The organism is Alkalibacterium thalassium (assembly GCF_900101165.1).
In the GTDB taxonomy this organism is placed as follows: Bacteria; Bacillota; Bacilli; order Lactobacillales; family Carnobacteriaceae_A; genus Alkalibacterium; species Alkalibacterium indicireducens.
In genome coordinates this window covers 23,256-37,658 of record NZ_FNFK01000016.1, presented here as the reverse complement: position 1 = coordinate 37,658, position 14,403 = coordinate 23,256, and the positions used below count along the sequence as shown (strand labels likewise).

Below are 14,403 nucleotides of genomic sequence, written 5' to 3'. Positions count from 1 at the left end.
TCGTCCGACAATTAGAATATAAATCCAAGCAAAAAGGACGGACACTTATCAAAGCAGACCGATTTTATCCGTCTAGTCAGGTTTGTTCGAGTTGCGGACACCGAGACGGCAAGAAGCCGCTCAATATCCGGGAGTGGGACTGCCCGACATGCGGGGAATACCTTGACAGAGATATCAATGCCAGCAAAAACCTCTTGGCATTGGCCAAGTAAAAGAAAATCAATGAGGCAGGGACTGCCTTTTGAGCCTACCCCTATCCGATTCCTCTGTCTGTATGAAGTCTGTCCAGACAAGAATGGAGTTCGTAGGAAGCCCCCACTTCAAAATCCAAAGGATTTAAGTGGTGGGTAGTTCACTTCTTCTATAATAAGGTAGATAATAGATAAAGTGTGAACGATAGATCTTTCAAGGGACGGCAGGAGAAAGGCCAGTTGTAGGGCTGGTCTATAAACCTCTTGAAAATATAATGATTAATTCTTCAAAACCAATTGACTTTTCCCGCCATTCACGGTACTATATCAGATGGTATTGTTTGCCACCATGATAAGCCCCGGAAACTTGTTTTGGAACAAACAACAGAGAGTCTTTCTTATTACTTTTAACGGAACTTAGAAGCGATGGAAAGCAGCTAATTTAAAATTGATTCTTGAAAAGAAAATTTGGAGGTTAAGATCGTGCGTACAACATTTATGGCGAATGAAAGTAACATCGAACGCAAATGGTATGTAGTCGACGCTACAGATATTCCTTTAGGACGTCTGTCAACTGTCGTTGCATCTATCCTACGCGGTAAAAACAAACCTACGTATACACCACACGTTGATACTGGTGACCACGTAATCGTAATTAATGCAGGAGAAGTTAAACTAACAGGGAAGAAAGCTAGCGACAAGATTTATTCTCGTCACTCTGGACACCCAGGTGGATTGACTCAACAGTCAGCTGGAACAATCCGTGCTCAAAGACCGGAACATTTGATTGAAATGTCAATCAAAGGTATGCTTCCACACAACCCACTAGGACGCAAACAAATTAAAAAACTTCACGTATACGCTGGCCCTGAGCACAAGAACCAAGCTCAACAGCCAGAAGTACTAGACATCACAAACTTGATTTAAGGAGGGACATCCATTGGCACAAGTACAATATTTCGGAACTGGTCGTCGTAAAAACTCTACAGCTCGTGTTATCATGACTCCAGGTTCTGGTAAAATCACTTTTAACGGTAAAGATATTTCTGAATATTTAAACTTCGATCACCTACACTTAGTAGTTAAACAGCCACTAGCTATCACTGATACAGTAGACAGCTACGACATCACTATCAACGTTCACGGTGGTGGGTTCTCAGGACAAGCAGGCGCTGCTCGTCACGGAATTTCTCGTGCGTTACTACAAGTAGATCCTGACTTCCGTTCTCCACTGAAAGCAGCTGGACTGCTTACACGTGATTCACGTATGAAAGAACGTAAAAAACCAGGTCTTAAAAAAGCGCGTAAATCTCCACAATTCTCAAAACGTTAATTGCTGGAGCCGTTGCGAATTTATTCGCTTACGGATACAGTATGAGACAGAGATTTCGAAAGAAATCGAGTACCATTCAATTTGCGGCTTAAACTTAATACTGCAGTACAAAAAGGCATCAGCATTCTGCTGGTGCCTTTTTGTTTTTAGTGCCTGAGAAAGACGACAACACGCTAGTGAAATAAAATGAAAAAGCATCAATTAAAGAGGTGGTGGAACAAATGACTCCAAAAGAAAAAATGCAGAAACTGATAAAGAATAAGCAAGGCGGCGGAAAGATATCCAAAGAAGCATAGCCAAAAATGACCAGAAATATATGCGGAAAGCTCCGATTATATTTATATAATGGTCATAATTTATTGAGCTTTTAGAGCAGTTTTCGGTTTGTCGAAGAGTGACTGACGATGGGACAGGCCGTTTTGAGTGTGGTTCAGTTTATTCCAAGTTGTTTGCGGCTAGTCTGAGCCGAAGTTGGGTGTGGTTCAGCTTGATTATAGTATAAAACTAGCTGAATGCACCGAACTAGGCTAGCGTATTAGTCTACCCGTTCACCATAAACGAGAAGACGCTTGTAATTCATGGGGTACTTAAGACAGGTGACGAGGGTCACGAGATCCTTGTCTTCTTGAATACTTAATGTATCGACTTCGTTAGGCAAGACGACTTTTGATCCTGTCACTCGGTACGTCATGATTTTATCTAAGGTCTGGACTTCAAACGTATCGCCAGCATTCAAGTCATTGACATGCAGGAACATATTATGTCTTAAGGTCCCGCGATGACCGGCTATAACAGAATGGTTGCCTTTGCCTCCAACAGGAAGCGATGTACCTGTGATATGTGCGGCACCTTTCATCAAGTTGGCATCCGAGGCTCCTAGGTAAATAGGAAGTTCAATATTGATTTTAGGGATACGGATGATCGAATAAAATGAACGAGAGGATAGAGAAGAGGCACTGACATCTTCCATCTCAATGTGAGAATTATCGACGAGACTACCATCGTTTTCAGGGTCAGCTTGATCACTTGAGTAAAAGGCATTCGAAGCCATCACCTCATCTGTAAACGCATCTTCTATCGTCTGATCTGGATTGTTTTGAAGCTCTTCATTGTATGTCAGCATTTCTTCCCACAAAGCGTCAGTGTCTTCTTCTGAATCGGGCTGGGCAGAAACGATTTCGAACTCTTCGATTTGCTGCTGCATGGCGTGATCATTGATGTAGTGAGCAATGTGAGGATAGGTAAAAAAGAGTAGACCGACAAGAAACAGCAGAAAGGGGATTAGTTTTTTCTTCATTGTCTATTCTCCTCTCGCGTTTTCTTCTTATAGATGATAAAAGCGATGACTAGGAGTCCGGTTAATGAAGCAAGGATGATCGGAAGGAGATATGAATTATCATTGGGCACTCCGTCTGGGGTGATCGTAGCAGCGACCGGTTCTTCGGGAGAGTAAGGGATCCGTTCGCCCATGACCAGTAGCCGGTGGGTGTTGATCATGTATGGCGTACAAGTGATCAGGGTAACGAGATCTCGTCCTTCTTGGATGGCTATAAGATCTGTTTCGTAAGGCAGAACGGTATTGATTTCAGTGACTTGGTAAGCTAAGGTTTCATCCAATACATTCAAGTAAAAGACACTGCCGATTTCTAAGTCGGGAAGGTCCGTGAATAGTTTAGATGTGGGTAAACCGCGATGTCCAGTCAAGACAGAGTGGGTACTCTCCCCGCCCAAAGGAAAGGACGTATTTTCCATATATCCAATACCTTTTTGGAGTACAGCATCACTTGTACCTGAATAGATCGGGAAGTTACCATTGATATCAGGGATATCTATATGTCCAAGAACATCACCTAGGCGATCCGTAAATACATTGAAGGAAGAGCGATCACCTTCAGCAGAGACTTCGTTGGATGGTTCATCAGAAAAAGGGTCCTCATAGCCCTGCTCAATATCGCTGCCGGAAAGATTTTGGTTGTACTCAGCTATCTGATTCTTATAAGCATCGATTTCTTCTTGGGAAAGCTGATCCAGGGAATCCTGATACGTATCGATGACACGGGTCTGGGTCATGCTGGAATAAATCTGCATAACGATGGGGTATAGAAAGATGCTCAATCCAATAATAAAGGCAAGGACGAATAAAAGAGTGGATTTAGAAGGTTTTTTGAATGAACGCAATGGTTTTTTCATGGGGGGGACTCCCTCCTTTCAATGATGAGAGTAGGGTAGAGGAGTATGTAGAAAGGGATGAGACAGGTAGTGTCCCATCCCGGAGGTGTCAGGTGTCGGTTTGAATTAGATCATCATCGATTATTTTTCTGATTTTTTATAGAGTTTGACAGAAGTGCCCATCAAGCCAAGACCAATGAGACTGAATACGAGTGTACCCATGCCACCTGTTTGAGGAAGAGTGATTTCTGGGCTATTTTCGATTTCAGCAGGAGCAGCAGCGACAAGATCTGAAACGTTACTGTAGTAGCTGTTAGCATTTACAGTGAACTCGTAGTCATCATCAAGCAGTCTGTACTGAATACCGTCAACTTCAGGTGCCTTGATTTCTTCCAGGAAGTATTGGCCGTATGCTAACCCTTTGATTTCAAAGTAGCCGTTAGTGTCAGATACGAATGTCCAAGCTGTGGCTTTAGCACCCCAGTTGTAGTCTGGTTGTAGATACATGCCTTCACCTTTGTAGATAAGGAATTCGGCACCTGGTAAACCTTCGCCTTCTTTGTTCACTTTCTCAAAGGCTTTACCACCAGTGTGAACAACAGGAGGATTTTCCTCTGTGTCAGTATATTCTTCAAATCCATTGTTATACGTCAGTGTGACGTTGTTTTCATAATCCCTTCCCATGACGGCATTTTCGTTAATGAATGTGTCAAAGGAAATAACGAGTTCATCAAAACCATCTAAAGCATTGATATCAAAATCAAGTTCTAATGTGCCACCTTCTTGGCCAACAGTTACGCCAGATGCAGTAAAGTCTGTAAATGCAGCACCGTCAGCTTCTACAACAAGGTTACCGGCATAAGTGAGTTCTGGACCGAATGTATCTCTTATGATATAACTTACTAGATTTTCAGTATCGATAAAGTTCGGTATATCTGAACGAATAATCCACGTAAGGTTTTCAAAGAAATCGCCAGTATCCTCTTCTTGCCCTTGTTCTGTTACAGATTTATCAATTTCAGGTAAATCATCGTTGACAAGTTCGACCCCTTCGCGGATGATTTTTTCATCAATAACATTTTCGTCAGCTGAATCATTTCCTAAACCGTATGCATGGTCATCTTTTGTTACTTCAAAATGAATAGGTGTTTGATCTAAGCCGTAGTTAGCAGGAGCAGCTGTTTCAATAAAGTAATAGTTGCCGACGACTAAGTTACCAACGAAGATATTACCATTTCCATCAGTAATCAAGCCTGTTGCGATTTCTTCATCGTCACCTTCTTGTACCCTGTAAAGACTGAATGTTGCTCCAGCTAAGCCAGTTTCACCGTCTTCTTTTAATTTAGTCAGTTCGACGGCACCCAGGATCAACTGGTTCTTAGGATAGACGTGAACATTTGAGTTCCAGCTGTCACCGTCAGGGTGCATCATTGGCACATCCACTAAGAATGGCGGGCTGTATGCTACGACCCCTTTAGGTCTTTCTGTTTCTACAACGTAGTAACGCCCTTTAGCTAAATTTCCAAAGAAAGCTAAGCCGTTGTTGTCTGTTTTTTCTACGATTGGAGTTAATCCAGAAATATCTACGGGCAGTTCGGCATCATCTGCTACTTTATAGATAGTAAACTGTGCGTCTTCTAAGAATGCAGAATCGGCTGGGAGATCTTTTGTCAAACCATCGTTATCGATCAGTTCATCATTAAAAGGATCATAGTTCGTCTGGACTTTGTGGATATGCAGATTTCCTGTTTCTGGTCTTGCTGTTGCTGCCATTGCCATGGAAGGTGCCATAATGGAAAGAACCATGAACAGCCCCATCAAGAAACCGGTAATCGTTCTTATTCTTTTGGTCATTTGCTTTAACTCTCCTTTTTAGTCATTCTTCATGACTGTTTTGATTTCTTTTTGTTAAGGCCGTATACAGCTCCTCCCATCAAGGCGATACCAAGAACAGTAAAGATGGTGGTTCCCATGCTTCCTGTATCAGGTAAGGACTGAGATGGTCGGTTTTTGATCATTAATGGATTTTCTTCAGTAACTTGAACTTCTTCTACGCTGACGATCGTTTCACCGTTTTGTCCTTTTGCGATAGTGATAATAAAGTCGTCAGGATAAAGGTTGAAACCGAGCGGTGCTTTTGTTTCTTCTAAGCGATAGGTTCCGGCAAGCAAGTCTGTGAAGACCAGTTTACCTTCAGCATCTGTCGATAAAGTTTCTGTGAACGGATCTGCAACTTCAGGATCTATGCGTGTCAGCTTGAATTCTGCAGGATTATCTAGGATAGGATTACCGTCCATATCTGTTTTTAGAATATAGAGGTCACCCATGACTAGCGTATTTTCTACATCCAGATTCAGGACGTCTTCAACATAGTAAGGTGAAGCATAGTCTTCGTTATAGTTCGGAGGAACAGTCTCTTCGATAGAGTAAGTGTAGACGTTGCCGTCATTATCCGTTTCATCCTGTTCACCGAAATCATAGAACCATTCGTCTAGAGCTGAAGTGGTTGTTTCAGTCACATATTCAGGCTCGCCGCTTTCTATCATGCGGTAGAGTGAAATAGTCAGGCTTTCTGGTCTGTGTTCTGGTGTATCGTTTGACCAGATCTTCTCACCAACGATAGTGATATGTGGACTTGTATAAGTGTTCGTCATGATCCATATATCATTGTCGTCTCCTGGAGGTGTGACAACTGATTCATAGTTCTCAGGGACGGTTGGTTCAGCAACAGTGTACTCATATGGGTTACCTTGATCATCTGTTGCAGGTAAGTTTGACCAAGTGTAGTTAAATTCAGCATTATTTCCGCTTGCTGGATCAACCACAGGGGTATTATCATCAACTAATTGGAACTCTTCTCCAGAAATTTTGCGACTTAGAGTCAAGTCTACTGCTACATGGTCGGTAGAAGGTCCGCCGTTCCAAACTTTACGAGCAGAGATATCGATCATTGGACTTTCGTATGTGTTCGTTAAGTCTAATCCTTCTCCAGTTTTGACAAAGTTATCAGGTGTTCCTGGAATAAACTGGCCATCAACTAACGTTCCTTCAACGACATAGAAGGTGTATTCGTTTCCATCATTGTCTGTTAACTCAATATCTGTAAAGATCACAGACACTGTTTCTTCAGCATCACTTGCTGCAGGTAGCATCATGACATCTACAGCTTCATCGATTTCCAAAGCGTCTATAGAGCGACGTAATTGGAACCATAGTTCTGGTCGGACAGTTTCACCGTTTAACCATGTTTTCGTTGCTTCGATGTCATCTGTAGGGATTTGGTAGATGTTTGTTACCATTCCCTGGTTAACTTCGTTAAAGACTCCGTATAAGGCTCCATTAAATTCTTCTTGGGCGCCATATTCTCGAGTGTAACCGTCTACTTCAACTTCGGTGAAGTAGTAAGTGATTGGAGTACCGTCAGCCATTTCTGTAGGCAATTCAGACCAAGTATACGTAAATTCATTTGCTGGCCCTTCTACAGGATCAATAACGGGTGTAAATTCTACTGCAGAAAATTCTATTCCATCTGTAGTTCTCCATAAAGTGAGATTGACTGGATTTTTATTTTCTTCCGGTCCGCCGTCCCAAACTTTTGTAACAACGTAATCTTCTTTTGGAACAGTTAATTCATTAGTTACAAGAATAGATAAACTAGATAAGCCTGATAGATCAAATAGATACTCTCCATCATCGTTAGGAGTGACTTCTACTCCATCTACGGTTACAGTGACGTCATAGTTACCAGACTCTTCGCTCATTGTTATAAGAGCATCAGTTGGTAAGTTATTGAAATGTTCAGTACCTCCATTACCCAGATTGAATATTCCATTTACTGGTGAATAGTAATGGTCAGTGTTTAATTCGCCAGGTCTAGTGATAGAGTAATTGAAATCGAATGTCCCCTCTAAATCTGCATCTTCACCCATGATTTCTTTCGTTATATCTATATTAGTAGCTTCGACGGTCACGGTAGCATCATCTGTTTTAGGAGCGACAGCTCCACCGATCGTGGCAGTATTAGTTAACTCCTGAGCATCCACAGCGTCGTCGTTAACGTATGCTCTGATTTCGAACGTCTGCGAGCCACCATTAGCTGCTAGATAGATATTTTTAGCTATTTGAGTTCTACCATCGATCGTTTCAGCATCAATCCAAGTACCACCCACTTCTCTTACTTGAAGTATAGTGACTTCTGGTGGACTATCATCGAATACATCGACGTTGCTCAAAGCTAAATCGCCACTATTCATCACGGTGATTGTGTAAATTAGTTCATCACCGATGGTTGCTGTTGTAGGATCAACATCTTTGGTAATAGAGTAATCAAGATCGAGTGTGAATGTCATGCCTTTTATACTGAATCCATCAGCCTGATTTAGCATCTGTAAAGTATTCGTTTCTTGCAATAAATCAGTCATAGGACCGAGATTAAAATCAAACATTCTAACTCCAGTAATTGTTCTTTCTGTCCCACTGATGTTTAAGGTGATACTTGTACCAATTTCATCCCAGTACTGTTCATACGTATTGAAATTGGTAGAATAATTATAGGCGTTTTGACCATTTAGCATAGGGGAGTGGAATCTAGTCTGATTCGCTGTGTTTTTGTCGTTATCCAATATAAGGTGAACATTATCGGCCATATCGATATAAACGCCAATAACTGAATAATGATCATTTGTACTGGTTCCTGTTGCTTCAAAGTAGTTCTGAGCATCAGCAGTACTTAAAATACCAACATTTGCATCCATTTGCATCATTGTTACAGCAGCAAAGGGTTCTTCTTTGGCATCTTCCTCTTTAGGGTCATCCGCTACTGCCTTTTCAGTAAGTTGAGCTTCAGTTTTCTCTTCCAATGCAGATGCTTCGACAACCGCATTTACTTCTGACTCGATTTCACCGTCTGTATCTTCTTCAGATACAGCGTCTTCTTCGATCTCATCTTCTACTGCTTCTTCAGTTTTCTCTTCTTCGTCAGCTACTTGTTCTGATTCATCGGCTTCTTTTTGAGTATCCTTGTCTTCTTCACGCTGCTCAGCTTCTAATTCTGCTGCTTGTTTAGCTGCTTCTTCAGCCAGTTTATCGGCTTCTTCCTGAGCAGCTTTCTCTTCGGCTGCGATGCGTTCGGCTTCCGCCTTTTCAGCAGCTATTCTTTCCGATTCCGCTTTTTCTGCCGCGATCCTTTCAGCTTCTAGCTGAGCAAGCTTATTCGGGATCGAGACGGATTGAAGGGATGCTGCTGCTGGACTGTCTTTCTGCTGTATCGAAGCGCCGATTTTGAAGGCTAGGTTTGGTGAGGTAAGATCATTGACTGCGGTCGTGAATTTGAGATTGAGGGTTTGTGCGGTGGTTGAGTAAGGGGTTGTAAAGGTATGGCTAGTACCTGATGGTGTGAATACGCCAGTTGGTGTTGCCGACACGACTTGTGGTGCACCGACGTTTGCTGGTACGACCACTTCCACGCTTGGTGCGGCTTCTGCTTCGGATTCATTTTGGGTAACAGTGATATCCCAGGTAATGAGTTTTCCGTCCTCGCTTAAAGACCATTTGGCATTTCCGGATCCTTTATCGTCCGAAAACAGTGTGACTGAATTACTGGTCTCAGCGGATGCTGTGAGGGATGAAACTAAACTCGAGGGAAGGAACTGAATGAACTGAAACAGAACGAACAGCAGCGTTATGACGTGTGTGTGCAACGGTTTGCGTTGAGTTGTCACATCTAACACACCTCCGATTACTGATGTAAAGTATGAAACTTGAGCGGCATATAGGTTTCTGTCAAAGGCGCCACCTCCTTAAAGGGTCCTGTGTGTGTTGTTTGATAGGGGAATCATGCAAGGATTGGAAAGAAAGATGTAGAAAAAGGTGTATACGATAGTTTATATAAGGTGTTTGAAACGTAAGAGGGTTATTATTGTAAGATATGGAATCGTTTGTGCTGATGCTGAGGGTAGTAGAAGTCTAGTATGAAAGTTAAGTGAAGAACGCAGGGATTATGGCTGATATAAGAGGGGATCAGCCGATAACTTTGGGGTCATGTTGATTTAAGAGGTTGAATAATTTTTAGTAAGCTTATTCATTTGTTGAGATTAGTATAATAAAGATTCAAAGATTAGTCAAATAGAAGCAGTTGATTTTTATAAATCTTTTTATAAGTGGTCCAGGGTAGATTGAAAGCAGGGAAGACATGAAAAAGGCCTCTGCTCGGAAAAGAGAATTTTTCCAGTAATCAAAGGCGTAAGTCTTTTTCATTTAATTGGGAGGTAAGTAATGGGGGATTCAGAGAATCCAAATGCACTATGTGAATGATTAGTCTTTTTATCCGGACCACCTCTTAGTCGTTATGGCGTTCACAAATCTGAGAAAAGATTGTGAACATAAAGATGGATTAATCTACGAATTACGATTTCCTATCTCTACTGTAAGTTTATACCTTGCCCCTCAGTAAACAAAAATATTATCACCTTGAAATGCTATATAATTAATCATAAATAAAAACTGAATAGTAATTGCTTGTGAATGACGACGAAAAAAGCCCTTAATTAGAGACTTTTGAGGTGACCCCCAAAAGTTAGAGTGAAAATTCTAACTTTATGGGGGTTATTTTTATGTCAAAAAAGTATTCGTATGAATTTAAATTAAAAATTGTACAAGAATATCTAAATGGAACATTGGGCTATACGTTACTCAGTAAAAAATACAATATTTCAAGTAAAAGTCAACTTCAGAAATGGGTCAACCAATACAAGAAATATGGAAAAGAAGGCCTTAAAACAAAAAAAGTAATAAATCCTGAATTATTCATACTTATTTGTCAGAACTAGCATTTATCCCGTATTAATACCGTTTACCACTCTATTCATTGTTCACCCGTTGGGTGAAGTAAAAAAGATACAAAAAGAGCACACTCTGTGATATTGTAAAGTCAACCAAAACCCAAATACCAAAAAGAGGTGTGCTCTTATATGGAAACTTTACAAGAAAAATCGCTGAAATTCAACTCAAATATGATTGTTTCAAACGATGGAGGACAATTGTTTAATGATGCCGGACTTCTTTTACTTTTTGAGTTTTTACACAAGATTAAGTTTGATGAGATGCTTAAGGAGTTCTTTCATTTAAATGATTCTCGTGCCTATTGTATTCATGAGTACGAAGAAATATTGAAGCAACTAATCGTACAACTCATTGCCGGTTATCCACAAGATTCTGCTGCGAACCGTCTACGCCTAGATCCTATTCTAAAGCAAGGGCTTGGAAAAGATCAGCTCGCTTCTCAATCCATGATTTCTCGCTTTATTCATGAACTAACTGAAGAAAATGTGGCTCAATTCCAACAAATCGCCAAAGGCTTGGCAGATGATTGGATCCACCATACGAACACACAACACACGGTGATTGATATCGATTCTACGCACTCGGATACCTTTGGCCATCAAGAACACACAGATTTCAAGACGCATTACGGTACCAATGGGTACCATCCTTTAGTCGCTTTTGACGGATTAACTGGATTGTTTTTAGATGCCCGACTTCGTCCTGGAAATGTCTATACGTCCAATGCGGCAGAAGACTTTATAGCCGCTATTATCCGTCAGCACAAGAAACATTCTTGTGAGATGTTTCTGACTGTTCGTGGGGACAGTGGCTTTGCCAAACCAGAGATCTATTCCCTTTGTGAAGAAGAACAAGTCAAGTATGTGATTCGGTTGAAAGTGAATCATAAACTGAAAGATCTCGCACATCACCGCGTGCATTATGGAGAAACCACGGACTTCACTAAGGACGAACACCAATATTTTATTATGGACTATCAAGCAGGTAGTTGGGATATTTCCCGAGAAATCGCTGTAAAAGCGACTCGTGAAGCTGGAAACCTTCTGTTTACTAAGTATGAGTTTATTGTCACTAACTTTCATGGACTCTCTGCCGAAACTTTATTTAAGCTGTATCAAAAGCGTGGTACGATGGAAAATTGTATCAAAGAAATCAAGAATCGGTTTTCCTTTGATAAGACCGACAGCTCAACTTATGTGGCGAATCAAGCTCGAATGATGATGAGTTGTATCGCCTACAATTTGGTCCATCTCATGAAAGAAGCGACCTTTCCAAAGGAAATGAAACGGTCGACCATTTCAACAATTCGTTTTCAAACTCTTTCATATTGCAGGAAGGCTAACGAGTCATGCCAGGCAACTAAGAGTTCGTTTGGCATCATCTCACGTATTTGATTCCCTCTTTTGGGAAGTGCTTGAGAATATTCAATCGCTTGTCCTCGTGCATTAGCTTTTTGAATGAGTCAGACGTCTTTTTTTAAGTAGTGTAAAACCAAGGGGGTGGTATACCCTTTTTTTGGGCGAGCCTATCAAAATCTGCCTGAACCGACTTTATTCGAGCCAGTCAAGACAACAAAAATACTCAAATGAACGGAAATAGTCAGTGAAATAGTTATCCACAGATAGCTATGAATTATTCAGGTGATTGTATGTTCGATAATATATAAGAGTTATTCAGTTATTCAGTAAAACAGTTGGATTTGTTTTGCTGTTCTTTTATAATTTTTCACTTTTACAATAGAACTTGATCCTAATCAATTTTTATTTCATTGAAACATCCTATACTTGAGTCATCAACAAGGAATACAAATGAAATGAAATTGGAGGGAATCAACATGCAAAGATATATATTAAGTAAAAAGAATTCCATTACACTGATCGGTGCAATTTTGATTGCACTTGCATTCTTCGGACGATTTTCCTTAGACAACATGGCCATTTTCAATTGGTCGCTCATCATTGCATCTATTCTTGGTGTAGCACCAATTGCGATTCAAGCCTTTCAGGCATTAAAAGTAAAAGTTGTCAGTATTGATGTTTTAGTTACCATTGCAGTAATTGGGGCAGTATTGATTCAAAATTATGAGGAATCAGCCATCGTTACTTTCTTATTCTTATTTGGTTCTTACTTGGAGCAACGTACCTTGAACAAAACACGTTCTGCCATTAAAGAATTAACAGAGCTGGCACCAGAAAGTGCTTTAAAGCAAATGGAAAATGGAGAATTTGAAGAAGTTGATGTCGATGATGTAGATGAAGGTGACATTTTATTAGTCAAAACGGGTGCAAAAGTCCCCGTAGATGGAACCGTGTTAACAGGTGAAGGTCACATCAATGAAGCAAGTATTACCGGAGAGTCTGTTCCAGTAAGCAAAAGGGTCGATTCTGAAGTATTTGCAGGATCTATCTTAGAAAATGGAACGATCCAAATTCGAGCTGACCGTGTAGGGGAAGATACAACATTTGGTAGAATTATCGAATTAGTGGAAGAAGCACAGGATTCCAAATCAGGAGCAGAGCGGTTTATTGATCGATTCTCAAAATACTATACACCAGCTGTTTTAGTCCTTGGTTTTATTGTTTGGTTTTTCTCAAAAGATATTGAACTAGCTATCACGATTCTTGTTTTAGGATGTCCAGGTGCATTAGTTATCGGGGTTCCTGTATCCAACGTTGCCGGTATCGGAAACGGTGCACGTAATGGTGTCCTCTTAAAAGGTAGTGAAGTTATCAATGACTTTAGCAGAGTAGATACTATCGTTTTTGATAAAACGGGAACATTGACAGTAGGAAACCCTGAAGTTGCCGAAAAAGAATTTTACGGCAACAACACTGAAGAAATTCTAGGATACTTAGCAAGTGTGGAGCGCGAATCGGACCACCCACTAGCAAAAGCTGTCTTACAGGATATTGGCGAGACAACTTTCTATACTGTTGAAGAAACCGAAGTCGTTAAAGGTGGCGGAATTGTAGCAAAAATAGGTGTTCATCGTATAGCCGTTGGTAACGTAGCGTTAATGGAAAAGGAAAATGTGAAATTAAGCGAAAAAGCTAAAAAAGACGTCGAACGCTTTGAGAAAAATGGGAATTCTCTTGTGTTAACTGCGGTTGACGGAGAATTAAACGTTCTGATGGGTATTCGGGATCAAATCCGTCCAGGTGTTAAAAAAGATCTTCAAAAACTGAAAAAACTAGGGGTCAAAAACCTTGTCGTTCTTTCTGGGGACAACCAAGGAACCGTAGATTTAGTTGCTCGAGAACTTGGATTAACAGAAGCACACGGTCATATGCTTCCAGAAGGAAAATCCGCATATATTGAAAAAATGCAAGCAAAAGGCCAACTCATTGCCTTTGTCGGTGACGGAGTGAATGATAGTCCTTCATTAGCCTTAGCAGATATCGGAATCGCAATGGGAAGTGGAACAGATGTTGCAATTGAAACATCGGATGTCGTTTTAATGAATTCTGACTTTAGTCGTTTACCACACGCATTAGGCTTAACAAAATCAACTTCAAGAAACATGAAACAGAACATCACCATAGCAGTTGGTGTGGTATTAGTCTTACTTGCTAGCCTACTATTTAGTGAATGGATGAATATGTCAATCGGGATGTTGGTTCACGAAGCAAGTATCTTAATAGTCATCTTGAATGGTATGAGATTGCTTCGATACCGTTTGAGAGGATAAATTTAACAGAAAGCGGTCTTGACGAATGATAAAGGGGAAGTATTCAGGTAGGAAGAACAAAATACTCCCCTACTTTTTTCTTAAAACTTGATTTGCGTCAATTTCATTTCGTTGAACCTCAGCTATACTTAAATTGTAAAGAAGAAGAGGGAAAACAAAAAAATTAAAGATAAGATGAAAGG

The 14,403-nt window shown here is 40.7% G+C and carries 9 protein-coding genes and 1 pseudogene; 6 read left to right on the top strand and 4 right to left on the bottom strand.

Annotation, left to right across the window (positions count from 1 at the left end):
- The 3 genes from BLR76_RS05335 to rpsI all read left to right on the top strand — a co-directional run.
- A partial coding sequence (locus BLR76_RS05335; protein ID WP_143009192.1) for a zinc ribbon domain-containing protein occupies positions 1 to 212 on the top strand: 212 nt, incomplete at its 5' end.
- 462 nt (positions 213 to 674) lie between these two features.
- The gene (gene rplM, locus BLR76_RS05330) at positions 675 to 1,118 is read left to right on the top strand and encodes a 50S ribosomal protein L13 (protein ID WP_091266418.1); all 444 of its coding nucleotides are present in this window, start codon (positions 675 to 677) and stop codon (positions 1,116 to 1,118) included.
- Between the two features lie 13 nt (positions 1,119 to 1,131).
- Positions 1,132 to 1,524 (top strand): 30S ribosomal protein S9, encoded by a 393-nt coding sequence (rpsI, locus tag BLR76_RS05325; protein ID WP_091266415.1) that lies wholly within the window; start codon positions 1,132 to 1,134, stop codon positions 1,522 to 1,524.
- A gap of 535 nt (positions 1,525 to 2,059) precedes the next feature.
- Here the strand turns inward: rpsI and BLR76_RS05320 are convergent.
- The 4 genes from BLR76_RS05320 to BLR76_RS05305 form a co-directional block, all read right to left on the bottom strand.
- A complete protein-coding gene (locus BLR76_RS05320; RefSeq protein WP_091266411.1) occupies positions 2,060 to 2,821 on the bottom strand; it encodes a class C sortase in 762 nt (253 codons plus the stop codon).
- Entirely contained in the window at positions 2,818 to 3,714 is an 897-nt protein-coding gene (locus BLR76_RS05315; RefSeq protein WP_091266408.1) for a class C sortase, read from the bottom strand. Before BLR76_RS05315 ends, BLR76_RS05320 begins: the two co-directional genes overlap by 4 nt.
- A 120-nt stretch (positions 3,715 to 3,834) precedes the next feature.
- Positions 3,835 to 5,547, bottom strand: a complete 1,713-nt coding sequence (locus BLR76_RS05310; RefSeq protein WP_091266405.1) for a SpaA isopeptide-forming pilin-related protein — start codon at positions 5,545 to 5,547, stop codon at positions 3,835 to 3,837.
- A gap of 29 nt (positions 5,548 to 5,576) precedes the next feature.
- A complete protein-coding gene (locus tag BLR76_RS05305; RefSeq protein WP_091266400.1) occupies positions 5,577 to 9,413 on the bottom strand; it encodes a Cna B-type domain-containing protein in 3,837 nt (1,278 codons plus the stop codon).
- An 876-nt stretch (positions 9,414 to 10,289) separates the two neighbouring features.
- On the opposite strand from BLR76_RS05305, the gene BLR76_RS12455 reads away from it, so the two are divergent.
- The 3 genes and pseudogenes from BLR76_RS12455 to BLR76_RS05290 all read left to right on the top strand — a co-directional run bounded on the left by BLR76_RS12455 (position 10,290) and on the right by BLR76_RS05290 (position 14,221).
- Positions 10,290 to 10,520, top strand: coding sequence for a helix-turn-helix domain-containing protein (locus BLR76_RS12455; RefSeq protein ID WP_091266397.1), 231 nt, complete (start codon positions 10,290 to 10,292; stop codon positions 10,518 to 10,520).
- Between the two features lie 141 nt (positions 10,521 to 10,661).
- Positions 10,662 to 11,982: pseudogene (locus BLR76_RS05295) on the top strand (IS1380 family transposase).
- Positions 11,983 to 12,367: 385 nt separating this feature from the next.
- Positions 12,368 to 14,221: a heavy metal translocating P-type ATPase gene (locus tag BLR76_RS05290; RefSeq protein WP_091266394.1), complete on the top strand. Its 1,854-nt coding sequence runs from the start codon at positions 12,368 to 12,370 to the stop codon at positions 14,219 to 14,221.
- The last annotated feature ends 182 nt before the right edge of the window (positions 14,222 to 14,403 follow it).

What these genes read in the sequence shown, in the direction of transcription:
- BLR76_RS05320 (WP_091266411.1), bottom strand. Translation starts at nt 2,821, where the DNA reads ATGAAGAAAAAACTAATCCCCTTTCTGCTGTTTCTTGTCGGTCTACTC.
- BLR76_RS05315 (WP_091266408.1), bottom strand. Translation starts at nt 3,714, where the DNA reads ATGAAAAAACCATTGCGTTCATTCAAAAAACCTTCTAAATCCACTCTT.
- BLR76_RS05310 (WP_091266405.1), bottom strand. Translation starts at nt 5,547, where the DNA reads ATGACCAAAAGAATAAGAACGATTACCGGTTTCTTGATGGGGCTGTTC.
- BLR76_RS12455 (WP_091266397.1), top strand. Translation starts at nt 10,290, where the DNA reads ATGGGGGTTATTTTTATGTCAAAAAAGTATTCGTATGAATTTAAATTA.
- BLR76_RS05290 (WP_091266394.1), top strand. Translation starts at nt 12,368, where the DNA reads ATGCAAAGATATATATTAAGTAAAAAGAATTCCATTACACTGATCGGT.